Consider the following 26,430-nt stretch of genomic DNA (forward strand, 5'->3'; position numbering starts at 1 on the left):
TTCGTCCCTTTCCTCCTTTCTCCCTCTCCTCCCTTTTTATGCAACTCCACATCAGCACCTACGGAACCTATTTGCACGTCAAAGACGCCATGTTCGATGTTCGTCGGAAGGGCGACGATGGCAAGCTCATCAGCGCGACCTATTCGGCGGAGAAAGTGACGCATATTTTGCTGGCTACGGGTACATCGCTCAGTACCGATGCCGTGCGGCTGGCCATGCGCCATAATGTCGACATCGTATTTATCGAACAACAGGGCGATCCCATTGGGCGGGTCTGGCACGCCAAGCTCGGGAGTACCACCAAAATCAGAAAGCGACAGTTGGAGGCCAGTCTGGGGCCGGATGGGTTGCGCTGGATACGGTCGTGGTTGCTGGCTAAACTCGATAACCAATTGGGGCTTATTCGAAGCCTGAAAAAACACCGGCCGCAACACACCGATTTTCTGGACGACAAACTAATTCGAACGGAGGCTATGGCCTTGTCGATCAGTACACTGGCTGCCGCCGAGGGACAGACGAGCTGCGTGGCTGATGTAGCCGATACCCTTCGTGGGCTGGAAGGCACGGCGGGTCGGTTGTATTTCGAGACGCTGAGTTATGTGTTGCCCAAAGAATACCAGTTCAATGGGCGCAGCAGTCGCCCGGCGCAGGATGCCTTCAATGCTTTTCTGAATTATGGCTACGGCATGTTGTACGGCAAGGTAGAAAAAACGCTGATGATGGCCGGACTTGATCCCTATGTGGGCTTCCTGCACCGCGACGATTACAACCAGTTGAGCATGGTGTACGACTTCATTGAACCCTACCGAGGCTGGACCGATGAGGTGGTGTTTCGGCTGTTTACGGCTAAAAAAGTTAATAAATCGCACGTGGGTGAGGTGTCGGGCTCGCGAACGGGATATTCCCTGAACGCTGAGGGGAAAGCCTTACTGGTGAATGCCTTCAACGAGTTTATGGATAACGACCCGATTCGGTACCGGGGCCGGAACCTCGTCAGAAGTCATTGCATGCAACTCGACGCGCATCAGTTTGCCAACGAACTCATCGGAAAAACGGGTGGTCTGCCCGACCTCGTCAAGCTATGATTATTTGGGTACTCTACGATATTGTCAAGGACAAGGCACGTACCAAAGCCGCCAAACGCTGTCAGCAGGCAGGCTTGTACCGGGTGCAGTTTTCCTGTTTTCTGGGAACGCTGACGCAGAATCAGAAAGATACCTTACAGCTTCAACTGGAAGAACTCATCGACGAAGACACCGACAAGGTCTACATCTTTCCGATGAGCCGGGGCGAGTTACAGCAAACGGCCCTGCTCGGTCAGGCGTTCGATAAGAAGCTAGTCACCGACGAAATCAGAGCGTTATTTTTTTAAAAGGAGTAAAGGGAGGAGGGGGAAGAGAGGGAGTAAAGGAAAACCAGCCCCTCCCTTTCCTCCCCTTCCTCCCCCTCGTCCCTTTCCTCCCCTCTCTCCCCTTTCTCCTTCTCCCATGACCCTCACGCCATCGCATATCATCGAATACTTGTTCTGTCCGCGTTTTACGTATTTCGAGTACGTGCTGGCGATTCCGCAGTATGAGGAGAAAAATTACAAAGTTATGCGGGGACGCAATCTGCACGACGAGCGGCTGGAGCGTAACAAAGAGTATCTCCGTAAACGGCTGGGTCGGCCCGGTGCGCCCGTCACGGAGAAACACATGGATCAATACCTGACGAATGAGTTGATGCGGGGAGTAATCGATGAGGTGTTGGGTTTCGGCGACGGCACGATGGCTCCGTTGGATTACAAATTTGCCGAATACAAAGACAAGGTATACGACACCTATCGAACCCAACTGTACTGCTATGCCTGGCTCATCGAAGCCAACTTCGGTCGACCGGTTGATCGGGGGTATCTGGTATACACTCGCAGTAACAACCGGGTGATCAAGGTTCCCATAACGGAAGATGACAAAGCGGAAGTAAAGCGGGCCGCCGAAGCGATTTTTACAATTATCGAGCGTAATTTTTACCCAAAAGCGACCAAAGCAAAAGCACGTTGTGTAACTTGCACATACCGCAATATTTGTATTAAGTGACCACTTCCGAGTGGCAGCGTATTTTAGGTAGCGTAAAAAGTGGGGTTAACGGGTTGGTTGTCACTGCGATACGTTTACGGAAAGTTGTTAAAAAACACTAGTTTTCTATGTACTTTGACCTGCTAAAACACAAAAAAGAGTATTACGAAAGGTCGTTTAATAGCTTGTATATGAGCTTTTTACATGCTCGGACGGATTCGAAAGGCTAATCCACGGAAAGAAGGATTGAAACTCTACAGAAGATAACGAGACGTATACCGCCGTAGCGAATTCGAAAGGCTAATCCACGGAAAGAAGGATTGAAACTTTCGACGGTAGGGTCGCGTGGTCGGGGCCAGTACTGATTCGAAAGGCTAATCCACGGAAAGAAGGATTGAAACATTGAATCGGCAAAATGACGAGCTTCTTCACGTTCGCATTCGAAAGGCTAATCCACGGAAAGAAGGATTGAAACGCGCGGTATCATCACCCCCACCAGCACCCCGGCGATATTCGAAAGGCTAATCCACGGAAAGAAGGATTGAAACACTCGTTAATGCCAACGCCTTCGGTAGGATTATAGTATTCGAAAGGCTAATCCACGGAAAGAAGGATTGAAACGTCGCTGGGCATCAATACGGACCGCCAGGGCACTGACATTCGAAAGGCTAATCCACGGAAAGAAGGATTGAAACGGTCAGCCCATGCGCATTGTGAGGCTAATCCCATAAGATTCGAAAGGCTAATCCACGAAAAGGAGGATTGAAACGTGCTGTTCAATCATAGGAAGGTCTCTCGCTTAATCCATGAAGGTGTATTTAGTTAAGTAATTCGACTTATTTAAATGAACAATCAATGCATTTCAAATCTGCGATACAACCCTTGTTCATTTTATAGTATCCATTTACTTAGTTACTATGAATGTTAATTATTTCACTTCAATTGTCCTTTTTGTGTGAATAATCACTATAGATATAATTAATCTATTTTTGGTATATTAATTACCTGTCAGCCAGTCCATTAGCTCATATTTTTTGTAAGTATCTAAAAAAATCTCGTTTCTGTACCATGAAACGAGATGTACCTGATCTAAGTCCATGGGCACTGCTATTGGCAGTATTGAGTGTGGCGCTTTGGCTCTTATTCCGTTGGGTTTGGAAACTGATGGGCTAGTCGCAAAGCGATATCAATGCCGATACTCACCTTCGTAAGGCTGTGGCAGTGAGATGGACAATCTGGAAATTGATGTATGGGAAACCGTGTTAAAGTTATCCGAGTGGAAGGGTTATTGTGAATTCTGTAAATACTCCCGCTTCTGTTGCTACACTTAGCTGGCCACCATGCCCTTTCGCAATAATATCATAGCTGAGCGATAAACCCAGGCCAGTTCCTTCGCCGGTGGGTTTAGTCGTGAAAAAAGGCTGGAATACTTTGTTCCGAACGTCATCTGGAATGCCGGTGCCATTATCGCGTACCTGAATAACCAATTGATCGTTGGTTTGAGTGGTTGTAACGGAAACCGTCGGTACAAATTCTGCTGCTAGCTGGCTTTTCTGTTGAACGGCATAAAACGCATTATTGAACAGATTGACCAGTACCCGCCCAATATCTTCCGGTACAAGGTTGATGGTTGGTAGATTGGGCGAAAAATGAGTAGTCAGGTGGGCGTTGAAGGACTTATCTTTGGCTCGGAGACCCTGATAAGCCAGGCGAAGGTATTCGTCGACAAGGGCATTTAAATTGGTAGGTTGTTTTTGACCCGAACTGGCTCGACTATGCTGGAGCATCCCCCGGACAATGCTGGCTGCCCGTTTGCCATGGTCACTGATTTTCTGTACGTTCTGGCCCAGATCGCTTAATAAATCGGTTTCCAGATCTTTATCACGCTCACTATCTGGCTTTCCCCGTTCTTCATTCAGTTCCTCAACTAATTCAACCGAAACCTCGGCAAAGTTGTTGACGAAATTAAGTGGATTCTGAATTTCATGGGCAATGCCCGCTGTGAGTTCCCCCAGGGAGGCTAATTTTTCCCGTTGCACTAACTGGGCCTGCGTTGCCTTTAATTCCTCTAATGACTGATGGAGTTCGGCTGTGCGTTCGTGAACCTGTTCTTCCAGCAGTTCATTTTGGCGGGCTAATAGGTGTTGTTTTTCCTGTTCCTGGGCCAGCGTTCGAGCTGAGAGTTGCTCTACTTCCCGGAGATTTTTATCCAGCGCATTGTAGGTTCGGGTATAATCCCGAACCAACGAGAGGGATAGACCAACCGGAATACTGAAAATGGATATGGCTCCCAAACCAATAATAGCCACTAACATATATTCAAAGGAATTTTTTAAGGTGGATTCCATGATGCCCGCAGCAATACTGATCACGATCATCAGCAAGACGCAGTAGAGGCTAAATTTGAGTGAATTCCAGGGAAGCCTGGCATCGGTATCGTTGGTTTTGCGCCCTAACCAGCTTACTCGAACGTAGTCGATGTTGACCAGCCCAAATGGAACCCAGGATAGTCCATCCGGAGGAGTACCTATCGCAAATCGGTAAAGCTGGTCAATGACTACCGTGCTAATTACCGTATAGTATATCCAGTTTCGGCGGAGGTGTAAGTATTGGTAAACAGCAGTGAGGAGCAGTATAAAGCCCGCATGCATACTTAGATCACTAATCATATCTGTAACAGATACATGCGTAAGGGTGCCAACGTACTCATCTAGTTCGGCTATGAGGAAGATCAACGCAAAAAAGAACATACCCCAGGCGAGTATCCGGTTGATGGCCTGGCTGCGGTTAGCTCGATAGAACAAGAAGTGAAGTAGCGCCAGCATACCGAACACGCCGATGAAACAGCCATCCAGGGCAGATGTCCATTGGGCCTCATCACGCAATAACTCACCTGCCTGATCAGGATTGTAGAGGTGAATACTAATCGGAACAATATTCGTAGATGCCTGAATGACTGGGTCACGACGGAAGCGATAGCGAATGGCTAGTATATGCTGATTGGTATCTGGAAATCGAATCGGTACAAACCGAAGGAGCCGCTGAGATCCACCTGAGTCGAACTGGGCAGGCTTGAGCACGGCCAGCAAGCGACCATCAAGATAGATTTCAGAAGCGCCGAATTGTTTAACAACCAGCCTAAGGTCCTGATTAACAATGCCGGATCGAGGATGAAGGGTTTTTCGAAACCAGCCTTTATTTTGTTGCCATGTGTCTGACGCTAGCTCAATCGACCTGTCAGTAGCAAGCTTTTCCCAGTTGCTATCGTTGAAGGTAGAATCAGCCCAGTGCAGATTATCGCCAGACATAAACCGCCAGTTAGAGCCTTCTAATTCATCACTATCCGTCACAATGCGAAACCCCTGGCCAACGGCGGTATTAACCAGCAGGCTCATCATAATCACCCAAACTAGAAGTCGATTCATTGGGCTAAAATACAATATCCTTTTAAGTAATTTCATTTCAGAAAAATGTATACCAATCTGTTTTCTTAGTCGCACGTATGGTAAGGCATTTTGGCCAACCGAAGCTCACAGATGAATGCAACGGTAACGATACTGAGCGGGTAAGCCTAAATTCACGGTAAACTAATCTTTATACTGCATTTGTTGTCTAACCAAAAAAGAATAATCCGGTGAAAACTCACAAACACATGCATGTTCTTCTGACAGCGCTTCTTATGCTAACAGCGCTATCTGGTATACATGCCCAATCAAAAGGATATACATTAGGGGATGCCGTTGCCGATTTTCGTCTGAAAAGTGTGGATGGGCGTAGTGTTTCGCTGGCGGATTACCGCGACCAAAAAGGGTTGATCGTCGTTTTTTCTAGCAATCATTGCCCATTTTCGAAAACGTACGAAGACCGGTTGATTGCCCTGGATCGAAAATTTTCACCCCAGGGGTATCCGGTGCTGGCAATCATGCCTAATGATCCGACTGCCTATGAGGAGGATTCGTTCGAGAATATGAAAGCCCGCGCCCGGGATAAAAACTTCCCGTATGCGTATACGATTGATGAAACGCAGGCTACAGCTCGCGCATTTGGTGCTACCCGTACACCACAGGTGTATGTACTCAAGCAAACAAATGGCCAGTTTATCCTGGAATATGTGGGTACAATCGACGATAACCCGCAGGACGAAGCCAGTGTGAAACGTCGGTACGTCGATGACGCCGTTAGTAGCCTGTTAGGAGGCCGCCCTGTACAATCGCCCATTACCAAACCCATCGGCTGCGCTATTAAGTGGAAGTAAAAAAGAGGAGGAGTGGGAAGAAAGGGAGGAGGGGGAGGAAAGGGATGAGAAAGAAGGATAATTATAAAGTAGCCCTTTTTTGTTTTGCCTCTTGTCCCTTTTCTCCTTCCTCCCTTTCCTCCCCCTTCTTTCTGGCACGACCTTTGCCAACGGGGTTGGTACAAATCAAACTACACAGAAACGGTATGAAAAAGCCCCAGTTAATCTTGACCCAACTTAGACATGTAGCAGGTACCCTGATGCTGGTTGCGTCGCTGGCGTTGTTGCAGGCTTGCGGTTCAGATGGTAAAAAAGAGTCTCGAACCGAAGATGCCCTGGAAAAAACGGGTGATGCGATCTCGGCGGATACAAAAGATGCTACCGAAAAAGCAAAAGAAAATTTGGACGAAGCCGGCGATAAAGCTGATGCTAAATCGGATGAGCTATCCGCTGATTTTAAGCGTGAACGCGATGAAGCAGTCGCTAAAATGAAGATCCAGAAGGATAAACTGGATGCAAAAATTGATGAATTAAAAGTAAAGGCAGATAAACAGAGCGATAAGGCTAAGGCTGAAACCGAGCGTCAGAAAGCGAAGCTGGAAGTTGAACGGGAGGAGTTAGCCAACGACATGGATAAAGCCAAAAATGCCACCGCCGATGCCTGGAAAGACGTAAAAGCGGGCTTTAAAAGTGCCGGTCGTGATATAGGTGATGCCTTTGATAAAGCGGGCGATAAATTAAAGAAGGATAACTAACTAAATGGACAATGAATAATGTGAAATGACTAATGGCTTACTAATCAAAAATTACCGTTATCCATTATCCATTTTACATAATCCATTTCCTTAAAGAGATTCGCTGTTTTTTGAAAACGGTGCCAATTCTGTCAAGAGTCGGCACCGTTTTTGTTTAGAGGTTGTGGAGCCAACTCCTCAATTTTGGGGACAGATGTACAGCTTTTACTTGTATTCGAACAGGGAAAATTGTTATTTTGCGGGCTAATATTGACTGTTAAAAGCGAAATGTCTGTCATTAATAAGATCAGGGAACGTTCAGGACTGGCTGTAGGCGTTATTGCCGTAAGTTTGATCCTGTTCATTGTGGGTGGAGATTTGCTCGGCGGCCGTAGCTTGCTGTTCGGTGGAGATCAACAAAAAGTCGGCGAAATTGCCGGTCAATCTATTGATTATCAGGAGTTCAATGCGAAAGTTGATGAAGTCCGGGCGCAATACGAACAACAAACTGGCCGTGCTCCTGCTGATCAGGAAATGGTTCAGATTCGTGAACAAGCCTGGAATCAGATGCTGTTCGAAATTGCCTACCAGAAAGAATTCGATAAGCTTGGCTTGCAGGTCTCGCCCGAAGAACTTGTCGACATGGTACAGGGTAATAACATCAGCCCCGCTGTTCGGCAGGCATTTACGAACCCCCAAACGGGTGTTTTCGATAAAAGCTCTATTATCAGCTACTTGAAAGGCTTAAAGAATTTGCCTGTACAACAGCAGGCTGCCTGGGCTAGCTTTGAGAAAAATCTGAGCTCCAATCGCCTTCGTGATAAGTATGAAGGGCTGATGCGTATGTCGGTATTTGCAACGACGGCTGAAGCACAGAAAGAATATCAGGCGCAGAACTCGAAAGCGAATGTGAAGTTCCTGTTCGTTCCATACTATACCATCAACGACACAACCGTTAAGGTAACGGACTCTCAGTTGCAGGATTATCTCAATAAGCACAAGGACGAATATCCGGGTACGGACAGCCGTTCGATTCAATACGTAACCTTCTCGGTGGCTCCGTCTAAAGAAGATAGCGCTACCCTCTACACGGAAATTAAATCATTGGCACGTGGCCTTGGTGCTGCCACGAATGATTCGACGTTTGCGCAGCAGAACAGCGACGTTCGTGTGCCGCTCTACCTAACGGCGGGTGAAATGCCCGAGCAACTCCGGGCGGCTATCCCAACCTTTACACCGGGTGGTATTTATGGACCCTTCCGCGAAGCCAATACGTATTTTATCTACAAATACGGCGGTACCAAGAAAGACACCAGTTTTACGGCTCGTGCCAGCCATATCCTGATTCAGACAAAAGGGCTGGCGGATTCGGCTAAGGCTGAGGCTCGGCGTAAGGCAGAAGGCATCCTGAAGCAGATTCAGGGTGGCGCTAGCTTTGAGGCACTGGCGCAGGCCAACAGCCAGGATGGTTCGGCTCAGGCAGGTGGTGATTTGGGTTACTTCAAAAACAACGGCCAGATGGTAAAACCATTTGAAACGGCTGTATTTGGGGCTACCTCGGCTGGCTTGATTCCTCGTCTGGTAGAAACTGAGTTTGGCTATCACATCATTAAAGTAACACAGCCTAAAACAAACGTGCTCTATCGGATTGCAGCTATCGGTAAAACAATTGCGCCTAGCCAGACCACCCGCGATGAGGCTCTTCGCAAAGCCGACCAGTTCGCATCGGATGTACATAGCAAAGAAGAGTTTGATGCGAAAGTAAAAGAAGATAAGTCGTTGGTTGTAGCTACGGCTGAGCGAATTCCAGAAGGAGCTGCTCAGATCAATGCATTGTCAGGCTCTGAAGTCCGGCAGATTGTTCGGTGGGCGTTTAACGACAAAACCGACCTGAATACCGTATCGGAGCCGTTTGAAGTAGGTGATCAGTACGTAATTGCTGTGTTGACTAATAAAACGGAAAAAGACAAAGTAGAAGTTAGCGATTACCGCAACGAGCTGACCGCTAAGGTGCGCAATGAACTGAAAGGCGAGCAGATCATTAGTAAATTGGGTAATGCCAGCGGAACCCTGGAGAGCATTGCTGAGAAGTATGGTTCGGGTGCTCTGGTTGAACTGGCTGAAGACATCAATCTGGCAACGGGCTTCCTACGCAGCGCAGGTGTTGACCCTGTTGCCCTTGGTAAAGCGTTCGGTCTGAAGCCCGGTAAACGCTCGAAACCGTTCATTGGCGAAGGTGGGGTATTGATTATGGAAACCGCTTCCTTAACACCTGCTCCCGCCGTTGCTGACTACACGATGTACAAAACGCAAATTCAGCAAAACAACACCTCACGGGTAAGTTTCTACATCAACGAGGCTATCAAAGAAGCCGCTAAAGTAGAAGACCGCCGGTCGAAGTTCTATTAGGAATTAAATCTTGATTCACATAAAAAAGGCTTCCGATGATTCAGCGGAAGCCTTTTTTGTAGTACCGACCGTCCCGGTCGGTACTACTCACCACGTTCGTTTACTCATGACTTTATCTAATTCCGGCCGGGTCATTTTCCCGAGTTCTGGATGCTGACCAAGCCATCTCAGGAAGTCTGTTTTGATTTCATCTGTCCACTGGCTGTCGATCTGGCCGGTTGTGTATTTCCCGGATTTAACCGTTTCAAATCCAAATTGATCCTTGCGGGTCACAAACTCGGCGGTGCTGACAACCTGTTCGGCCATGTGGGCAGGCACAAACAACACACCTTCCCGTTGAGCAATTACCAGATCGCCCGGCAGTACCATTACATTACCGATTCGTATTGGGGTGTTTAGCCCCATCAACACCATTTCTTCCAGAAAGGAGGGGTGGAAATCGCGGACAAAGGCGTTGAATCCCTTTATGTTCTGTAATTCCTGTAGGTCTCTTGCCGCTCCGTTAAACACGACCCCGTTGCCTGTTTTACTGAAAATGGCATTGCCTAAAGTCGCACCCATCAGGGTTCCTCCGCCAATTTTGCCGAACGCATCGGCTACGTAGACGTCGCCTTTGGTAAGGGTTTCAATTGGCCAGGTATTGGTATTACCTTTTCGGCCCTGTTTTGTAATGCCCCGTTCTTTAATCGTTTTTTCAACATCAGGTCGGCTGGGCATGAACATGGCCGTTACAGCCCGCCCGGTTACGGCTACATCGTTCTGAATCAGTTTCCAGTTACCTTCAAATTGATTGGTATAGCCTTCATTTTTTAAGACCGTCCAGGCATCATCGATACCAATGTGTTTGGCTCGTTCCACCAAGTCATCCGAAATTTTGGGCCGCCCATCGGGGAACCGTTCGCCTTTCCACTCGGAGGTTAAAAAAACCAACTCGTCTTTGGGAATGGTTTGTGCGAGCGAAGCGCCTGTAATAAATAGAGACAGTGTTACTAAGAAGACGGCGTACTTACTGTTCATTAGGTTGACGTTTGGTTAATGAGTGAATGGTTTAAACACAGAGGAACAGAGATGAAAAACAGAGTGAACAGAGGTTTTCTCAGTGCTCTCCGTGTCTTATCTCCGTTCCTCCGTGTTTAAATGTAAATTAATGTCCCTCTTTTGCCAGATAAGCATCTACATCTTTCTGGGTAATGGCTAACTTTTTTGGGTACTTGCCAACCCAGGTTCTGAACTCTCCTTTTATTTTATCCGACCAGTCGCCGTGAATTTCACCCGATGGGTATTTACCTTGCTGGAGGAGTACCCGTTCAAACTCGTCACGCAGGGCTGTCATTTCAGATGCCGATACCAGTCCTTCCACCAGGTGAGCCGGAATAAATACCGTTCCGTATTCATTGGCAAACACGGCGTCGCCGGGCAATACAGTTACCTCACCAATACGAATAGGGGCGTTGATGGAGGTAGGTGTCATGTCTTTGATATAAGAAGGATCATGCCCTTTTACCCAGGCATTGAACCCTTTTGTGTCTTTTAGTTCCTGCATATCCCGGACAGACCCGTAAAAAACAACCCCCTTTCCCGTCTTGCCATAAATAGCATTCCCAAGACTCGATCCAATCAGCGTCCCGTCTTTAATCTTACCATAGCCATCTGCCACGTAGATATCACCCTTTGTTAAGATGTCGATTGGCCAGATGTTAATGCCTCCTTTTTGCGAACGGCCTTCGGCTTTTCCCTGCGCCCTGACCAGACTGTCGAGGTCGGGCCGGGTGGGCATGAACTGAGCAGTAACGGCCCGCCCGGTCATTGTTTCGCCGGGTTTAAGAATGACCCAGTCTTTTTCGACCTGATTACGGTAGCCTTTTTTGCCTAAATAGCCCCAAATCTGTTCCAGCGTGCAATTCTGTAGCCGCTCCAAAACAATATCGGGTATTTTGGGCCGTCCGTCGGGGAATCGTTCGCCTTTCCAGTTTGAGGTTAAGGCGGTAATGTATTCCGGCGATGAGCCTACCCGTTGGGCCTTGGCAAAAAAACTTACCGAAAGGGCGATGGCTGTTACTACGAGGAATGTTCTCTTTGTCATTGCTTTATGGAGAGTTGAAGGTTTAATCAAACCAATGCCAGCGCGTGGGTGGAATCAGTTTTTCCACTAGGAAACGAAGGGGTTAATAGGAATTCTAAGCAAAAAGACTGTAGCATAAGTAAAATACTGGCATTAATCAACTTATATAACTATCAGATTAATCGAATAAGCTTACCCATACTTTAGTATCAGGTTGCCAGAACATAGCCGCCAACTTATTCTGAAAATTCTGTTTGAATCGCCTTAAACCCCTCAATTTTTGCCATGAAAAATAGTTTCTCCCGCTTGTCTTCCCCCGACAGCACCTCCGATCGACGCGACTTTTTCCGTAAAGCCGGATTAGGGGGCTTATCGCTCGGTCTTATGTTCGATAAATCGCCGGACCAGGAACTGGAATTTATCACCCAGAAAGTAAGTCGGTACGCCAAACCGTCGGAATTGAAAATTACGGATATGCGGGTTGCCATTTTACAGGGTGTCCCATTCAGCAGTCCGATCATCCGGATTGATACCAATCAGGGCCTGGTTGGCTGGGGCGAAGTGCGTGACGGTGCCAGTGCCAACTACGCGCTCATGCTGAAAAGTCGATTACTGGGCAAGAATCCGTGTAATGTGGAGCAGATTTTTAAGCAGATCAAGCAGTTTGGCGGACAAAGCCGCGCGGCTGGTGGCGTCTGTGGTGTTGAAATGGCACTTTGGGATCTGGCCGGAAAGGCGTACAATGTGCCCGCTTATCAACTCCTCGGTGGTAAATACCGTGACTTCATCCGCTTATATGCCGATACACCCGAAGCGGATACCTATGAAGGTTTTGCTGAGAATATGAAGAAACGCCGGGATCAGGGATACACATTCCTGAAAATGGATTTCGGTATCGGTATGCTGGCCGATCAGCCAGGTATGCTGGTAAACGCCAATAACTGGAGCGTAAAAAAGCAGTGGAACGATTCGGAGCCCGGTAAGCTGGGTAACTATGCCAATACAAAACACCCGTTTACGCGTATTCAGGTCACGAAAAAAGGCTTGGACCGGCTCGTGGAGCACGTGGGCAAAGTGCGTGATATTGTGGGTTACGATACGCCGTTAGCTGCCGACCACTTTGGTCACTTCGACGTGAATACAGCCATTCAGATCGGGAAAGCCATGGAGCCATTCCGACTGGCCTGGCTCGAAGACCTTGTGCCCTGGTTCTATACGGATCAATGGAAACAAATTTCTGACGCCATCGATACGCCAACGCTAACCGGCGAAGATATCTACCTCAAAGAAGGATTTATCAAGTTGATCGATGCGAAAGCCATTGATATGATTCACCCGGATTTGGCCTCATCGGGCGGTTTGCTGGAAACCAAAAAGATTGGCGACTATGCTGAAGAAAAAGGTATTCCTATGGCCATGCACTTTGCTGGTTCGCCGATTTCGATGATGGCGAACGTGCATTGCGCGGCTGCTACCGAGAATTTCGTGGCGCTGGAACACCACGGCGTTGATGTGAATGGTTGGGAGGACCTGGTTACAGGGATGAAGCCTATCGTTGAGAAAGGATTTGTGCGCGTTCCTGAGAAGCCGGGTCTGGGTGTCGAACTGAATGAGGAAGTTGCCAAGAAATTCCTCAAAAAAGGAGGCACCTGGTTTGCGCCTACCGACGTGTGGAACACGAAAGATTCTGCCGATCGGGAGTGGAGTTAAGTATGTAGCGTGGCCGGGCTGGCGCACCAGCCCGGCCACGCTACATGAGTAAACTCTCCAACGCCCTACCCAAGTCCGAATACTGGTAGGTAAAGTTGGTCTCCTCGGCAATACGTTTGTTCAATACATAGTTACCACCTGTAACAACAATAGCCATTTCACCATAGAGCAACTTAATGGCAAAAGCAGGAATGTTAGGCAGTAACATAGGCTTATGGAGTACCTGAGCGATGGCTCGAGTCAGGGTTTCATTGGTGACCGGATTTGGGGCAACGGCGTTGTAAACTCCCTGCCACGATGGATCGGAAAGGGCCTTGATAAACAGCCGGCACAGGTCATCGAGATGAATCCATGAAATATACTGCTGACCTGATCCAATGGGGGCCCCTGCACCCAACCGAACGGGTTGGACTAATTTGGGTAAAGCACCACCGTCTTTCATCAGGACAACCCCAATTCGCAGCTTCACGGTACGAATTCCCAAGGATGCGACCTCCTCTTCCGAGCGCTCCCAGGCCCGTACTGCCTGAGCCAGGAAATCACTGCCTCCTACATTACTCTCATTCAGGGGTCGGTCGCCGGTATCGCCCCCATAATAGCCAATGGCCGAGGCTCCAATGAACGACTTAACCTGGTGTTTATTGGTACGTAGCGCTTCGGCCAAGAGTTCGGTAGACTGCGTACGGCTGCTTATGATTTCTTCCTTGCGTTGGTCAGTCCAACGCCCATCGGCAATACCTTCTCCCGCTAAGTGAATAATATGGTTGGCTGTACGAATGGCTTGTGGGTCGATGTGCCCCTTTTTGACGTCCCATTGGTACACACGCACATCGGGAATGTTCTTTTGTGACCGACTTAACAACGAAACCTGGTAGCCTTCCTGTTGAAGCAATTGAGTTAGGCGACGGCCAATTGAGCCGGTACCTCCTGTAATCAAAACTGTTTGATTCATGCGTATGAGGTGGTGGGTATAAACGTATAACGAATCAAGCTAGCAGGTTGTTTGTGAGAAGAGTATATTGAATTCTTGGTATTGTTGCCTAAGTCGTTGATTTTTAGTCCACTCGCTCAATAGTATTCAGGTTGCAGGGTTAGGAGGCTATTTTTACGTATATATGTTGACTGCGGCTAAACAACCTTCATCATGGCTACCCGGCAACTTGTGTTTTCTATCCTGCTCGTGCTGTTAACGTATGTTGTTGGGCAGGCACGTACCTATACCGAAGCTGAAGGGAAGGCGGCCTGGGCTCGGCTCCAGAGGCAACCGATTTCCGAAACCACCTTTCGGCAGACCTGCGACCTGATCCAGGATATGGGTCAGACGAACCTGAACTTAGCCTACGACTGGCTGGCTCAGTACGTGCCCAGGGTAAAGCAAACGGGTAATCGGCGCTGGATACATATTCTGCTTGTTAACTGGGGCAAGGCGAAAGAATCGCTCAACCATTATGATGAGGCTGAACCGCTCTTTCGGGAGGCTCGCCAGAATGCACGACCTATCCCTCTGCTTTATTGCCATGCCCTGACATACACGGTTCAGCTGTATTACGATTGGGATAAGCCCGATTCGTTGACACGCTATTTAGCCCTTGGCGAACAGGCTGCCCGTGCGGCCAATGACCGCGAAACGCTGGCGCTGCTGCGTGAATTTCGGGGGGCGTCGCGCAGTCGATCAGGCCAGCCTGAAGCCATGCGGGCTGATTTCGATGAAGCAATTCAGCTGGCAACGGGGTTGCCGAATAAAAATGCACTGTTTATGGCGTTGCATAGCCGGGCGTCGTACTGCTTAACCAATCCGCAGCAGCAGGTGATGGCGTTCGATAGCCTGCTCGAACTTGCCAATGATAGCAGCTTGTCCCGAAATCCCCGTTTTTATGAACGTACGACCGTTTATTTTCGCAGCCCACGGCCCACAGTTCTCTTCAAATTAGCCCAATTGAACCTGTTACTAACCGATTACGAGAATGCGGGTAAGTTTGCCGATATGGTGTATGATGCGTTGGTACGGCCCAATCCCAAGGCACCCAATGTACCGTATTTCAATGCCGAAATGGCGATAATCCGGGTGTATCAGGGCGAGTTTAAACAAGCGCGAGCGTTCGTCGATTCGAGTCGGCGGCAGTTTGGTGGGCCTGAGGCCGACATTCCCTATTCCGGTTATTTTCTGGCCGCTGGTTTATTGGCCGAACAGGATGGCCAGTTGACGAAGGCCGCCGATTACTACAAACAATCGCTTTCAAAAGGGGTAACATCGGCTTCGTTTTCGCGTATTCCCCCCGAACTATTTTACGCCAGAGCCCTGCTGAAACTCGGTGACTATACCAAGGCTCGCCAGATGCTGGAACCCTTAACGAAAGCTGCAACTGTTAGTCAATACTCGGCCGTTGGGTTATACTACTACCAATCATTAGCCGCGCTCAACAAAGCTCAGGGCAATTACGTCCAGTACGGACAGGCATTAGATACCTATTATGCAATCCGGGACTCGCTCACCAGCCTGAACCAGTACCGAGCCGTACAGCAGATACTGGCGCGTGTTCGCATTCGTGACAAGGAACAGCAAATCAGTCGGTTAAATGCCGAAAATGAAGCTCGCGAACGGCAACTCCAACGCGAACGTCGATTTTACGGTGTTATCATCGCGCTGGCCTTGCTCACGATCGGGCTATTGGCGCTGTATGTTCGAAACCGGCAGGTGCGCGCTCGGCAGCGGGAAGCCTTGCAACAAAGCCAGTTGGAACAACTGGAAAAGCAACGCCATATCGACCTGATGCAGGGAATCATCAACGCCGAAGAAAATGAGCGTCGGAAAATCGCCGATCAACTTCATGACGAAGTAAACGCGATGCTCGCCCTCGCAACGCTCAATGTATCGTCGGTGTTGGAAAAAGGGCCAGAACACGTGCAAAGTGGTCCAAAGCTGCAGAAAACCCAGGATGTACTAACGTCCGTGTCATCAACTGTGCGAGGGATAAGCCATCGGCTGACGCCCCTGTTGATTGAACGGTATGGGTTCCGGCATGCCGTTGAAGATCTGGCAGAATCGGTTAATATGGCGGAACGACTTCACCTGGACACAATCATTGTGGGCTTCGAAAACCCAGATGCCTACCCAATTTCATTCCTGAACGAGCTGTATCGAATTATTCAGGAACTGGTGCATAACATTCTTAAACACGCTCATGCTACGCAGGCTACCGTAGAGGTCGTTGACCATCAGCAACATGTGACCCTCATGATTGATGACAACGGAGTAGGTATTGCCGATAATGCAGGTAAAGACGGCATGGGCCTCAGCGCCATCCGCTCGAAAGTGGCATATCTGAACGGTCAGATGGAAATCCAGCGTAAAGCGGAAGGTGGGACGTTGGTCGTTATTGAAATCAGTGCCATATAAATGCCTTTCTGCACCTATAAATTTATCCCACACTCGTCTAATTACAGCTTACTTACCCTGAAAAAAAGGCGATCTGAACGGCGAAAGTCGGCATTCAGCCAGATTGAGTTTCGGGATTAGTCAATACGTGGCAATTTCGTCTCTGTCATACAAAACAATAGAACACTGATTTTTATGATTCGCTGGATTTGATTATGATGTAATCAGTTAAGATGAATAAGAAGGTGATCCTTGGCTAGAAAACAGTTCTTTTTATTCCATTCAAATCAGCATAAATCTTAGCCGCTCTGGCGCCCAGAATCATAGAAATCAGCGTTCTATAGACACAATAGACTTGCAACCACTAGTATAAGCAACCTGATGAGCGCATTAAATCTTGGACTGGCCGGTTATGCCCTTCTGGCTCCTGGTCTTACGGCAAACCTCCCTATGCAAGGCGTAGGCATATATATCAGCCATGTTGAAAACGTGCTGGGTACCTCGTTCACGCTGAAAGCTCTGGCCAATTCGTACACCGCTGCCCAACGGGCTGAGCAGGCAGCTCTGGCCGAAATTGACCGATTGAGTCAGGTGTTGAGCAGTCATCGTCCCGATAGTGAATTCAGTCAATGGTTGAATTCCAACGATACCGCAGTCCCCGTTTCCAGCGATCTTTTTGCTGTTTTGGGCCAGTTCGATAGGTGGCTTGACCTAACGGGAGGTGTCATCAATGCGAGTGCTGAACACATCAGTCAGCTCTGGCAACAGGCCGCTAAACAGAATGCACTGCCATCAGAAGCAAACCTGGGTATGGCATTGGCCACCACGCAACAACGGTATTGGCTACTCGATCCAGCCAACCAGACCGCTACCCGATTGAGTCAGGCATCGCTTCGGTTACACACATTTGCTAAAAGTTACGTACTTGACCGGGCGGCTGAAGCAGCTCTGGGCGTTGCTGATGTACAGGCTGTGGTACTCAATGGTGGTGGTGATCTGGTCATTCGGGGTAACTGGACCGAGCCGGTTACGATGGCTAATCCCCGGGCATCGGCCGAAAACAGCGAACCGCTGGCACGTATTGCCATCCAGAACCAGGCTGTTGCTACCAGCGGTAATTATCGGCGGGGTGTGGCGGTAGACGGCACCTGGTATTCGCACATCATCGATCCCCGAACAGGCCAACCTGCCAATGCTATTGCGAGTGCCACCGTGGTGCATCCTGATGCTGTAACGGCAGGTGCACTGGCAACGGCTTTTAACATTCTGACGCCTATTGAGAGCGCACAACTGGCCACCACTATTCCAAATACGGAGTTCTTTATTGTAACATCCGATGGTCTACAGCACCCCAGTCCCGGCTGGAATGGCCTGGCAATGCCAGCACAACTCGTAACTAACAAAATAGAGACGGCGCGTTTAATGAGCGTGTCTCCACAGAAAGATAAGCTATGGAACCCCGACCAGGAGTTGCTGATTAATTTTGAACTGCCCCTGTTTCAGGGACGTTCGCACCGGCCTTTTGTAGCGGTATGGATCGAGGATGAAAATGGAAAGCCAGTTCGGAATCTGGCGCTTTGGTATAATAAACCACGCTGGCTGCCTGAACTGCGTGACTTTTATGCAATGCAGCGAAACGCTGATTTCGACGCCAATTCGATCAGTAGCGCAACCCGTTCGCCAGGGGAGTATTCACTTCAATGGGATGGGAAAGATAATGCCGGGCAATACGTGAAGCAGGCGAAATATACCATTTGCATTGAAGCTGCCCGAGAACATGGCTCCTACCAGATCATCCGGCAGGCCATGGACTTCAACGGAAAACTTAAACAACAAACGCTTCCTGGTAATGTCGAAATTGCAACCGCAGCTCTGGACTATCGCAAAAAAGGTGACGCCCGCTGATTCGCCAAAGCCTCGTTCCAGTTCAGGAAGTAAGCCGGTCTGGAAACTCGGGGGAGCAGCTTTAACCCGCTGGCTTCATCTGTATTTGTCGGTGTTCAGTTTCGTCATTGTCCTGTTTTTCGCTGTAACGGGCCTTACACTTAACCATGCCGACTGGTTCGACGATCAGTTTAGTACGACTGATTATAAAGGCACGGTTCCGTTGGCCTGGGTAAAAACGCCTGATACATCGGCCATAAATAAACTGGGCATTGTGGAGCAACTGCGGAGTAGCCACAGTATTAAAGGGGCCGTTAATGATTTCAGAATTGACGACCGTCAATGTTCAATAGCGTTTCGGGGGCCGGGCTACTCGGCCGATGCCACGATTGATCGAGAGAAAGGAACGTACCAGCTTACCGAAACACGCATGGGCCTGGTGGCGGTCATTAATGATCTGCACAAAGGTCGGGATACGGGTAAGAGCTGGTCACTGGTAATTGACGGAGCTGCCATTTTTATGGCGCTGGTGTCAGTAACAGGGTTAGTTTTGTTACTCTTTCTGAAAAAACGCCGGTTAGCTGGGCTAATGGTCGTTATAGTAGGTTTCGTGATCGTGTATTTGGTCTATGCTATCGGCATCCGCTGATAGGGTATGTACGGTTGTTATCGGTACCTTTACCCGCCATAAATACTCGTTAACCCGGGCTATTCGTCAAGAAGAACATGTCAAACACCAGTCATAGCCATTCGCACGGACCCCATCATGAACAACACCTCCAGAGTTCAGATTTTATTTCAGATATAGTCATTGGCATGGCCGATGGACTGACTGTCCCGTTTGCTCTGGCTGCTGGCCTGAGTGGAGCCGTAGCTAACTCGTCATTGATTGTTACCGCCGGAATTGCCGAGATTGTTGCCGGTTCCATTGCCATGGGGTTGGGCGGATATCTGGCGGGCCGTACGGAAGCTGATCACTACGAATCGGAGCGACGACGCGAAGTGATGGAGGTGGAAACCGTACCCGAACGTGAAAAGGAAGAGGTTCGCGATGTGTTTGCCGACATGGGATTAAGCCCTGCGCTACAAGTGGCTATTGCCGATGAGCTGGCCAAAGACAAGACGAAGTGGGTAGACTTTATGATGAAATACGAACTGGGACTTGACGAACCCGATCCGAACCGGGCCACGAAAAGTGCCTTAACCATTGGCCTATCCTATGTAGTGGGTGGTTTGGTGCCGCTGGTACCTTATTTTCTGGTCACGCAGCCTCACGAAGCGTTGCTGTACTCGGCTGGGGTAACGCTGATCTGTTTGTTTATTTTCGGCTATTTCAAAAGCAAAGTTACCGGACAGCCACCCGTTAGTGGTGCGTTTAAAGTGATGCTGATTGGTGCACTGGCAGCCGCAGCCGCCTTTGGTGTAGCCCGATTGTTTGGGTAAGGAGTTAGCATATCCACGTACACGAAGCCGTTTTTAACTAAAAATGGTTAGTGCTAACTATATGACAGCGGACTGAGATAGTAGAATTTTGGTGGATCAACCAAAACTACTTCGGTCATGAAAAACGCTACGTGTGGATTGTTGGTACTGCTGATTTGGGTGTCGTCGCGGATTGGTTGGGGGCAAATGATTCCGCAGCGACCGCCAACCGACTTGGATAAAAAAATTCAAACGTTCCTGTCTGCTTCGATTGATTTAGCCCGGTTGCGATTATCCGGGCCTTCTTACGAGTATACTCCCGGTCTTAATAATCTGAGAAATCATCCTGGCGATGTGCTGGTACTTAACCTCGCTATAAAGTTTAATAACCAGGGGATGATCAATCAGATTTTCAATTACTACAATACTCAGTCTTATCGCACGCCAATTCCCGCTGATCCGGCTACCCTGTTAGCGGCCAATACCAATCTGCCTGGCCCCACGTCACCGGCTGACAAGCCCCCGTTTCTGAGCCATGTCAGCTTACTCTACGGGTTTCAACTTATTGGCAAAGGGGGCAAAGATGAGGACGGCTACGGTACATCTAAAACGCGCATGACCTATCTGGAAACAATGGGCTACGCACTCTATAACTACGACCTGCCCAACAGCAAAGGTCGCCTGTTTGGTGGGCCGGGTATCTACTTGGGGTATGGACTATGGGGAAAAACCAGCTATACCTATCAAGGTGGTTCTGATTCCTTTGCTGCTTTCGACAAACTCAATGGCTACCGTCGCTTCGATGCGGGAGTAGCACTTACTGCGGGCTATCAGCTAGAACAGGGGTTGCGCCTGAGCCTGGAGTATGAAGTAGGTTTACTCAATATTAACCCCGGCGCTGGGGATGATAAGACTAAAAATCGGTCGCTGAGCCTCAACATTGCTTATCCACTCAAGGCATTTGTAGACAAGCTGCGCAAAAAATAAGCTATTGACCTATCGGTAAAGTAGTTAGTACTAACTATTGTGTGCAGGGGTACGGTAACCGTGTTTTGTTGGACAAATCAATAAAATATCCAACCCATGAAATACATCCTTAGCTGCTGCTTACTAACAATAATCTTAGGCCTGCTACTGGTCGATTGTTCAAAAAAAGACGATTCGCCTACGCCTGGTACCACAACTCCGCCATCTTCTACCACAACTTCACCTCCTTCGTCGACGGCCGCGGCAGGCAGTGTGGCTATCGTTACGACACTAGCTGGTAATGGCGCAGAAGGTTATGTAGATGCAACAGGCTCTGCTGCCCGCTTTAAAAATCCATCGGCATTGGTGTGCGATCTGGCCGATAATATTTATGTGGTTGATCTGAATAATGGCCGCATCCGGCTCGTGTCGCCAACAGGCTCTGTAACGACACTAGCTGGAAGTGGAGCCGTTGGTATAACCGATGGAACGGGGACGACTGCTTCGTTCTATCTGGCAGGTGGTACCTATGTGAGTCGTGATGTAGCGGGAAACCTACTCCTGTCGGAGAACAGTACCACTCGGGCTGCCATTCGAAAAATTACGCCGTCAGGTGTCGTTAGTACCACGGCTATCGTACCGATTGGGATTGGTACTCCGCTGGGTTTTTATGGTCTCGCTGCCGCAACAAACGGTGATATCTACATTTCCGACGGCACAGCTATTCGACTTTTCCACGCTAGTAACCTCTCCATTTTTGCGGGCGGCACACGAGGATACGCCAATGGGACATTGAGTGCTACTCAATTTAGTAACCCTGATGCACTCGCCTTTGATACCGATGGTAATCTGTACGTAGGGGATGCCAATGCCTGTGTCCGAAAAATCACTCCGGCAGGTGTGGTCAGTTTGCTGGCGGGCCAGCCGGGAGTATTAGGTACTGCCAACGGCAAAGGATCAGCTGCTACGTTCAGAAATATAACCAGCTTAGTGGCTGATAAACAAGGAAATCTGTACGTAGCAGACAATACACTAATACGTCGGGTTACGCCCGATGGTACCGTAACGACGATTGCTGGCAGTGGTACGGGCTATGCCGATGGGACGGGCACGGCCGCCAAGTTTAGTGACATACGGTCTATTACGATTGACAGCAAGGGCGTGTTGTACGTAGCCGATCTGACTAACCAGGCCATTCGGAAAATCGTCATTCAGCAATAGATAGTGAATCCTCCCATACCCATAAACAATCAACTGTATGAAAACCCAATCACGTTTGCTGCTGACTTTACTGGCTATTGAGCTATGCCTTATAAATGCACAGGCGCAGGTACTCACGAACCGGACTGTTGTTAAGTTTAATATGTCGGGTGTTGTTGTCAATAGTTACACCGCGCAAGTTGAGCGCGTTTTAAACCGACATAGTTCCCTGACGCTTTCGGGTAGTTTTTCGTCCGATGCGCCACTGCCATTCAAGGATGCACTTCTGAATCAATATGGAGATAATCAGGATGCCCGACGGGCGATTGAAACGACGCTGTTTACCAAGCGAATTGCAACCCTCGAATACCGGCTATATCTGGCGGGGTACGCGCCCACGGGCTGGTACGTTGCCCCCTTCGTGCGGTACGCCAGTATGGATATCAGCAATGATTATACCTATACACCCAGCGATGGTATTCTACACCATGCGCATCTGAATGCTAGTTTCAGTGGGGGAGGAGCTGGCATTTTGCTGGGTTACCAATGGCTATTTGGTAAACACATCGGCCTCGATTTGTGGTTGCTGGGGCCCTTCTATGGCACGAATGTGAAATCCACGTTCACGGGAGAAGATCCCCTCTGGCCCAGTCTGAAACCGGCCGATATTGTGAAATTGAAAAGCGATATCGACAATACGCAACTGCCACTCTACACAGTGCAATCATCCCTGAATCTACCAACCATCACCGCTACTTTAAACGGACCCTACTACGGCGTTCGGGCATTTGGGCTGGCGTTGGCGTATAGTTTTTGACGAGCAGGTTTCATTGGCTTCTGGTTGGCGTGGGTAATACTCCTTGCCAGTTGGGTTGATAGTTTATTGAGTTAACTCGGCCTGATCATAATCACGTAGCGATCAAATGTTTATAGTAAAGAAGTATCCCGGGATTATTCGGTATGTTGTAGGTGTGCCACCACATGTACTCTTGCATACCTACATCCTGCTAACAAACGGGAAGACAGTGAAAATCTCACACCAGCCACTCCTTGGGCAGGCCCAGTTGGCGAGCATAGTGCGCTGAGGCCGTATAGTTAACCCAACTGAGGAGTTTGTTGATCTCGTCGGCAAACTCGATGTGGTAATCGGGGTCGAGTTTGATGGCTTTTTTCAGGACCTGGTCGGTGCGTTTGGCAACGTACTCGGCTGCTTTGTCGGTTCGGGAGTTGTACTTCTGAAGCAGATGAGCATTGTGGTCGTAGAATGTATTGAGCATATATAGCATCAGTTCGACCTCACCGTATTTATCCTTCGTAACCTTTAGATGGCGACTGATGTAACCACTCACTGTGCGCATATCCATCATAAGCCAGCTGGGTGTATCAGCATGAAGATTAGCGGTTCGGTCAATAAAATCCCGGATCAGGCCACGCCGTTCATCAATCGTCTTACCTTCTTCCACCAGCTCGAACTGAAGGCGTTCTGTAAGCACAGCGTCTTTCGCAATCAGACGGAGCAATAGTTTATCTTTCTCCACGCCCGACATTCGGACAATAGCTTTCTTTAGATCAGAGTCGAGGGCCATTTAATGAACAATGAATAATGTAAAATGAACAATGGATAATGTAGAATGAATAATGGGTAAAACTACATTGTTCATTCTACATTATCCATTGTTCATTATCACTTTTAAACCCCCACCGTGTCCCCTTCGTCGGCGCGGATTTTGTCTTCGATGTAGGCAATGATCTGGGTAGCAACGTCGGTTCCTGTGGCGGTTTCGATGCCTTCCAGCCCTGGCGATGAGTTGACTTCCAGCACCAGCGGGCCACGTTCTGATTGGAGCATATCAACCCCGGCTACTTTCAGGCCCAATGCGCGGGCAGCTTCCAGGGCGGTATGTTCTTCTTCCGGAGTAAGTGCTACCGAAACGGCATTGCCACCCCGGTGAATATTGGACCGAAAGTCACCTTCAACGCCCTGCCGTTTCATGGCACCTATTACGCGCCCGCCAATGACAAACGCCCGAATGTCGGAGCCTTTGGACTCGGCGATAAATTCCTGGACTAACACGTTCTTTTTCAGGCCGTAGAAGGCTTCGATGGTGGACTTGGCCGCTTTGGTTGTTTCGGCCAGCACAACGCCAATGCCCTGCGTTCCTTCCAGTAACTTAATCACTACTGGCGGGCCGCCAACGAGCTGAATGAGTTGAGTAATGTCGCCATTTTTAGGATGGTTGGCAAACACTGTTTTGGGTAAGCCGACCCCCGCTTTTGAGAGGACTTGCAAACTCCGCAGCTTGTTCCGCGAGCGCAGAATTGCCTGTGATTTGGCGGTTGTGAACACGCCCATCATCTCAAACTGCCGGACAACCGTACAACCGTAGTCAGTTACGGAAGCTCCAATGCGCGGTACCACCGCATCGAGCGAATCCAGTTCCTGGCCCTGGTAAAGTACCGAAGGCTTGCCGCCTTCAATCATGACCTGACAATTCAAATGATTAACTACAATTCCCTCGTGGCCACGCTGACTGGCGGCTTCGAGAAGTCGTTGAGTAGAATATAAATCGGCCTTAGCCGATAAAATGGCAATACGCATAAAAGTGGTTAGTCGATAACCGTCAGCGGGTAAGGATGGTGAGTAAACGGTACTGGCCCGTCTTACTGGCCATTGTCGACTGATAACTGACGGCTTTTTTTCTGATAGGATAAGTTTTTCTGAGAAACGTCTACGATAAAGCGATTACGAAGCAGTTTACGACCCAGCAGCACTGGATTCTTGAGATTCTCCCGGTCGGCAAGCGTGAACTCTGCCCGAATTGTGCGCCCGAACAGGATGATTCGGGTTTTGATAACATACCGTTTTTCTGCCACACCGAACGAGTTGCGAATCATGCGTTGGCTGAACTGGTCGCTATAATAGGGCCGTTCCTCTTCTCCGTTTTTGTCAATTAGTAAAAAGCTTAAAATCCGGCGAACGCCCGACTTGACCAGCCGAACATCTTTGCAGTGTAACGACGATGTATAAGCTCCTGTATCGACTTTAGCCTGCACATCGAAGAGGCCCAGGTCCGGGAAGTCGACAAGGTCCGTCATGCCGATGATCTGTTTTGGCTTAGGCGTTCGGGGAGTCATGATGTAGTTATTGGGTTATTGAGTTATTGGGTTACTAGTCGTTTGAATAACCAGTAACCCAATAACTCAATAACTTCATCTAATTAACCGGCTAAATGTGAGAGACATGTCCAGCATAATCATTTTGGCGCGGGCGTTGCGCTCCAGATGGTACGTAGCTTCGTTTAGATCGTGCACGATGTGCTCGATGTGGTTGATCGTTAGTATTTTAGAGAAGTTTTTGACGAACGCCAGTTCATTATCTGGCAACCGTAGTAATTCAGCGGCTCCCTGCTGCCACAGAAACAGATCGCGGTACAGACGGATACTGTACTCCAGCAATCCTTTCTGTTTTTCCTTACTGAAACCATCAAACTGGTCGGCCTGTTTAACCAGCGAAATTAAATCCTGTCGGTAGCAGGTTCGCATCCACTCGGCAAACCAGGTATGCTGATCCGTTGATGCCGTATCGTGCTGGCTTAGGTGCAGGGCTTCGGCCAGGTTACCATCGGCCAGGTAGGCCAGACGTCGGGCGGTGGTTTCATCGAGGTTCAGGTGCTGGCGTAAGTAGGTGGCCACTTCCTCATCGGTAAAGGCGCGCACGGCTACCCGTTGCGTTCTGGACAAAATCGTGATCAGCAGCTTATCGGGCTGATTGGTCACGAGCAGAAACAGCGTTTGGGCAGGCGGCTCCTCCAATACTTTTAACAGGGCATTGGCCGAGGTCACGTTCATGAGCTCGGGGAGCCAGATGAGCATGATTTTGTACGCTCCTTCGTAGGCTTTCAGGGATAGTTTTTGCAGAATATTTCGGGCTTCTTCGGCCGAAATATTGCCTTGCTTATTATCGGCCCCCATCGTTTCAAGCCACTCGGGTAAGCTGCGATAGGGTTGTTCGATCAGGAATTTCCGCCAGTCGATTAAATACGCTTCTGAATTTTTTCCCTTGGCCAGATTTGCCACCGGAAAAACCATGTGTAGATCAGGGTGAACGAGCTTCTGAACTTTCACACAGGACGCACACCGTCCACAGGAATCACTGAGCTGTTTGTCTTCGCAGTTGACGTACTGGGCCATTGCCAGGGCTAGTGCGAGGTTAGCACCGCCCATGGGTCCGTCGAACAGCAGCGCATGGGCGAGGTGATTCGTCTGAACCGCCCGTAACAGCATTTGCTTGGTTTCGTCCTGGCCAACTATTTCGGAAAATTGCATAAGATCAGGGTAGAACAAACAGAACGGCCCTCAATGGCCATGTAGTTTGTACG

Annotated in this window: 22 protein-coding genes and 1 CRISPR repeat array; of the genes, 14 read left to right on the forward strand and 8 right to left on the reverse strand. The window is 49.0% G+C overall.

What is annotated here, in order from left to right:
* Window positions 1-38 precede the first annotated feature (38 nt).
* The 3 genes from cas1 (at window position 39) to cas4 (ending at window position 2,075) form a co-directional block, all read left to right on the forward strand.
* Window positions 39-1,085 carry a CRISPR-associated endonuclease Cas1 gene (cas1, locus tag ACYVGO_RS07640; protein ID WP_460968739.1) on the forward strand — a complete coding sequence of 349 codons (1,047 nt, stop codon included), beginning with the start codon at window positions 39-41 and terminating at the stop codon, window positions 1,083-1,085.
* Complete coding sequence (cas2, locus tag ACYVGO_RS07645; RefSeq protein ID WP_460968741.1) at window positions 1,082-1,372, forward strand: CRISPR-associated endonuclease Cas2; 291 nt, start codon at window positions 1,082-1,084, stop codon at window positions 1,370-1,372. Before cas1 ends, cas2 begins: the two co-directional genes overlap by 4 nt.
* A 115-nt stretch (window positions 1,373-1,487) precedes the next feature.
* Window positions 1,488-2,075 carry a CRISPR-associated protein Cas4 gene (cas4, locus tag ACYVGO_RS07650; RefSeq protein ID WP_460968743.1) on the forward strand — a complete coding sequence of 196 codons (588 nt, stop codon included), beginning with the start codon at window positions 1,488-1,490 and terminating at the stop codon, window positions 2,073-2,075.
* 195 nt (window positions 2,076-2,270) lie between these two features.
* Window positions 2,271-2,823: a CRISPR direct-repeat array (repeat unit 37 nt; unit sequence ATTCGAAAGGCTAATCCACGGAAAGAAGGATTGAAAC).
* A gap of 499 nt (window positions 2,824-3,322) precedes the next feature.
* On the opposite strand, the gene ACYVGO_RS07655 is transcribed toward cas4, so the two are convergent.
* Window positions 3,323-5,479, reverse strand: a complete 2,157-nt coding sequence (locus ACYVGO_RS07655; RefSeq protein ID WP_460968745.1) for a sensor histidine kinase — start codon at window positions 5,477-5,479, stop codon at window positions 3,323-3,325.
* Window positions 5,480-5,706: 227 nt separating this feature from the next.
* On the opposite strand from ACYVGO_RS07655, the gene ACYVGO_RS07660 reads away from it, so the two are divergent.
* The 3 genes from ACYVGO_RS07660 to ACYVGO_RS07670 all read left to right on the forward strand — a co-directional run bounded on the left by ACYVGO_RS07660 (window position 5,707) and on the right by ACYVGO_RS07670 (window position 9,431).
* On the forward strand, window positions 5,707-6,309 hold the full coding sequence (locus ACYVGO_RS07660) for a thioredoxin family protein (protein WP_142775841.1): 603 nt from the start codon (window positions 5,707-5,709) through the stop codon (window positions 6,307-6,309).
* Between the two features lie 185 nt (window positions 6,310-6,494).
* Window positions 6,495-7,043, forward strand: a complete 549-nt coding sequence (locus ACYVGO_RS07665; RefSeq protein ID WP_142775840.1) for a sll1863 family stress response protein — start codon at window positions 6,495-6,497, stop codon at window positions 7,041-7,043.
* Window positions 7,044-7,310: 267 nt separating this feature from the next.
* Window positions 7,311-9,431 carry a peptidylprolyl isomerase gene (locus ACYVGO_RS07670; protein ID WP_142775839.1) on the forward strand — a complete coding sequence of 707 codons (2,121 nt, stop codon included), beginning with the start codon at window positions 7,311-7,313 and terminating at the stop codon, window positions 9,429-9,431.
* Window positions 9,432-9,518: 87 nt separating this feature from the next.
* Here the strand turns inward: ACYVGO_RS07670 and ACYVGO_RS07675 are convergent, their stop codons facing one another.
* Both ACYVGO_RS07675 and ACYVGO_RS07680 read right to left on the reverse strand, forming a co-directional pair.
* Window positions 9,519-10,448 carry an RraA family protein gene (locus tag ACYVGO_RS07675; protein ID WP_142775838.1) on the reverse strand — a complete coding sequence of 310 codons (930 nt, stop codon included), beginning with the start codon at window positions 10,446-10,448 and terminating at the stop codon, window positions 9,519-9,521.
* A gap of 127 nt (window positions 10,449-10,575) precedes the next feature.
* On the reverse strand, window positions 10,576-11,514 hold the full coding sequence (locus ACYVGO_RS07680; RefSeq protein WP_460968748.1) for an RraA family protein: 939 nt from the start codon (window positions 11,512-11,514) through the stop codon (window positions 10,576-10,578).
* A gap of 264 nt (window positions 11,515-11,778) precedes the next feature.
* Here ACYVGO_RS07680 and ACYVGO_RS07685 point away from each other — a divergent pair, with 264 nt between their 5' ends.
* Entirely contained in the window at window positions 11,779-13,203 is a 1,425-nt protein-coding gene (locus tag ACYVGO_RS07685; protein WP_142775836.1) for a mandelate racemase/muconate lactonizing enzyme family protein, read from the forward strand.
* Between the two features lie 40 nt (window positions 13,204-13,243).
* On the opposite strand, the gene ACYVGO_RS07690 is transcribed toward ACYVGO_RS07685, so the two are convergent.
* Complete coding sequence (locus ACYVGO_RS07690) at window positions 13,244-14,155, reverse strand: TIGR01777 family oxidoreductase (RefSeq protein WP_142775835.1); 912 nt, start codon at window positions 14,153-14,155, stop codon at window positions 13,244-13,246.
* A gap of 192 nt (window positions 14,156-14,347) precedes the next feature.
* Between ACYVGO_RS07690 and ACYVGO_RS07695 the strand changes: the two genes are divergently transcribed.
* The 7 genes from ACYVGO_RS07695 (at window position 14,348) to ACYVGO_RS07725 (ending at window position 22,868) form a co-directional block, all read left to right on the forward strand.
* Window positions 14,348-16,600 carry an ATP-binding protein gene (locus tag ACYVGO_RS07695; RefSeq protein ID WP_142775834.1) on the forward strand — a complete coding sequence of 751 codons (2,253 nt, stop codon included), beginning with the start codon at window positions 14,348-14,350 and terminating at the stop codon, window positions 16,598-16,600.
* Between the two features lie 360 nt (window positions 16,601-16,960).
* The gene (locus ACYVGO_RS07700) at window positions 16,961-18,484 is read left to right on the forward strand and encodes a DUF2271 domain-containing protein (RefSeq protein WP_460968751.1); all 1,524 of its coding nucleotides are present in this window, start codon (window positions 16,961-16,963) and stop codon (window positions 18,482-18,484) included.
* Window positions 18,429-19,112 carry a PepSY-associated TM helix domain-containing protein gene (locus tag ACYVGO_RS07705; protein ID WP_460968753.1) on the forward strand — a complete coding sequence of 228 codons (684 nt, stop codon included), beginning with the start codon at window positions 18,429-18,431 and terminating at the stop codon, window positions 19,110-19,112. Before ACYVGO_RS07700 ends, ACYVGO_RS07705 begins: the two co-directional genes overlap by 56 nt.
* Window positions 19,113-19,189: 77 nt before the next feature.
* Window positions 19,190-19,906 carry a VIT1/CCC1 transporter family protein gene (locus ACYVGO_RS07710; RefSeq protein WP_142775831.1) on the forward strand — a complete coding sequence of 239 codons (717 nt, stop codon included), beginning with the start codon at window positions 19,190-19,192 and terminating at the stop codon, window positions 19,904-19,906.
* Between the two features lie 117 nt (window positions 19,907-20,023).
* Complete coding sequence (locus tag ACYVGO_RS07715; RefSeq protein ID WP_142775830.1) at window positions 20,024-20,872, forward strand: outer membrane beta-barrel protein; 849 nt, start codon at window positions 20,024-20,026, stop codon at window positions 20,870-20,872.
* A gap of 96 nt (window positions 20,873-20,968) precedes the next feature.
* Complete coding sequence (locus ACYVGO_RS07720; RefSeq protein WP_460968755.1) at window positions 20,969-22,072, forward strand: NHL repeat-containing protein; 1,104 nt, start codon at window positions 20,969-20,971, stop codon at window positions 22,070-22,072.
* 37 nt (window positions 22,073-22,109) lie between these two features.
* Window positions 22,110-22,868, forward strand: coding sequence for a DUF3575 domain-containing protein (locus tag ACYVGO_RS07725; RefSeq protein WP_460968757.1), 759 nt, complete (start codon window positions 22,110-22,112; stop codon window positions 22,866-22,868).
* A 217-nt stretch (window positions 22,869-23,085) separates the two neighbouring features.
* On the opposite strand, the gene ACYVGO_RS07730 is transcribed toward ACYVGO_RS07725, so the two are convergent.
* From ACYVGO_RS07730 to holB, 4 genes are all read right to left on the reverse strand, one after another.
* Window positions 23,086-23,637 carry a hypothetical protein gene (locus ACYVGO_RS07730; protein ID WP_460968759.1) on the reverse strand — a complete coding sequence of 184 codons (552 nt, stop codon included), beginning with the start codon at window positions 23,635-23,637 and terminating at the stop codon, window positions 23,086-23,088.
* 104 nt (window positions 23,638-23,741) lie between these two features.
* Window positions 23,742-24,650, reverse strand: coding sequence for a 30S ribosomal protein S6--L-glutamate ligase (gene rimK, locus ACYVGO_RS07735; protein WP_142775826.1), 909 nt, complete (start codon window positions 24,648-24,650; stop codon window positions 23,742-23,744).
* A gap of 62 nt (window positions 24,651-24,712) precedes the next feature.
* Entirely contained in the window at window positions 24,713-25,186 is a 474-nt protein-coding gene (locus ACYVGO_RS07740; RefSeq protein ID WP_246859319.1) for an ATP-dependent zinc protease family protein, read from the reverse strand.
* Window positions 25,187-25,261: 75 nt separating this feature from the next.
* Window positions 25,262-26,377: a DNA polymerase III subunit delta' gene (gene holB / locus ACYVGO_RS07745; RefSeq protein WP_460968761.1), complete on the reverse strand. Its 1,116-nt coding sequence runs from the start codon at window positions 26,375-26,377 to the stop codon at window positions 25,262-25,264.
* Window positions 26,378-26,430 lie beyond the last annotated feature (53 nt).

Source organism: Spirosoma migulaei (genome assembly GCF_054776855.1).

Excerpts from the sequence above, each read along its gene's own strand:
- cas1 (WP_460968739.1), top strand. The coding sequence starts at position 39 with ATGCAACTCCACATCAGCACCTACGGAACCTATTTGCACGTCAAAGAC.
- ACYVGO_RS07725 (WP_460968757.1), top strand. The coding sequence starts at position 22,110 with ATGAAAACCCAATCACGTTTGCTGCTGACTTTACTGGCTATTGAGCTA.
- ACYVGO_RS07710 (WP_142775831.1), top strand. The coding sequence starts at position 19,190 with ATGTCAAACACCAGTCATAGCCATTCGCACGGACCCCATCATGAACAA.
- ACYVGO_RS07715 (WP_142775830.1), top strand. The coding sequence starts at position 20,024 with ATGAAAAACGCTACGTGTGGATTGTTGGTACTGCTGATTTGGGTGTCG.
- ACYVGO_RS07700 (WP_460968751.1), top strand. The coding sequence starts at position 16,961 with ATGAGCGCATTAAATCTTGGACTGGCCGGTTATGCCCTTCTGGCTCCT.
- ACYVGO_RS07675 (WP_142775838.1), bottom strand. The coding sequence starts at position 10,448 with ATGAACAGTAAGTACGCCGTCTTCTTAGTAACACTGTCTCTATTTATT.
- ACYVGO_RS07695 (WP_142775834.1), top strand. The coding sequence starts at position 14,348 with ATGGCTACCCGGCAACTTGTGTTTTCTATCCTGCTCGTGCTGTTAACG.
- ACYVGO_RS07665 (WP_142775840.1), top strand. The coding sequence starts at position 6,495 with ATGAAAAAGCCCCAGTTAATCTTGACCCAACTTAGACATGTAGCAGGT.
- cas4 (WP_460968743.1), top strand. The coding sequence starts at position 1,488 with ATGACCCTCACGCCATCGCATATCATCGAATACTTGTTCTGTCCGCGT.
- ACYVGO_RS07655 (WP_460968745.1), bottom strand. The coding sequence starts at position 5,479 with ATGAATCGACTTCTAGTTTGGGTGATTATGATGAGCCTGCTGGTTAAT.
- ACYVGO_RS07690 (WP_142775835.1), bottom strand. The coding sequence starts at position 14,155 with ATGAATCAAACAGTTTTGATTACAGGAGGTACCGGCTCAATTGGCCGT.
- ACYVGO_RS07705 (WP_460968753.1), top strand. The coding sequence starts at position 18,429 with ATGTCGAAATTGCAACCGCAGCTCTGGACTATCGCAAAAAAGGTGACG.
- ACYVGO_RS07680 (WP_460968748.1), bottom strand. The coding sequence starts at position 11,514 with ATGACAAAGAGAACATTCCTCGTAGTAACAGCCATCGCCCTTTCGGTA.
- cas2 (WP_460968741.1), top strand. The coding sequence starts at position 1,082 with ATGATTATTTGGGTACTCTACGATATTGTCAAGGACAAGGCACGTACC.
- rimK (WP_142775826.1), bottom strand. The coding sequence starts at position 24,650 with ATGCGTATTGCCATTTTATCGGCTAAGGCCGATTTATATTCTACTCAA.
- holB (WP_460968761.1), bottom strand. The coding sequence starts at position 26,377 with ATGCAATTTTCCGAAATAGTTGGCCAGGACGAAACCAAGCAAATGCTG.
- ACYVGO_RS07730 (WP_460968759.1), bottom strand. The coding sequence starts at position 23,637 with ATGGCCCTCGACTCTGATCTAAAGAAAGCTATTGTCCGAATGTCGGGC.
- ACYVGO_RS07660 (WP_142775841.1), top strand. The coding sequence starts at position 5,707 with ATGCATGTTCTTCTGACAGCGCTTCTTATGCTAACAGCGCTATCTGGT.
- ACYVGO_RS07720 (WP_460968755.1), top strand. The coding sequence starts at position 20,969 with ATGAAATACATCCTTAGCTGCTGCTTACTAACAATAATCTTAGGCCTG.
- ACYVGO_RS07685 (WP_142775836.1), top strand. The coding sequence starts at position 11,779 with ATGAAAAATAGTTTCTCCCGCTTGTCTTCCCCCGACAGCACCTCCGAT.
- ACYVGO_RS07740 (WP_246859319.1), bottom strand. The coding sequence starts at position 25,186 with ATGACTCCCCGAACGCCTAAGCCAAAACAGATCATCGGCATGACGGAC.
- ACYVGO_RS07670 (WP_142775839.1), top strand. The coding sequence starts at position 7,311 with ATGTCTGTCATTAATAAGATCAGGGAACGTTCAGGACTGGCTGTAGGC.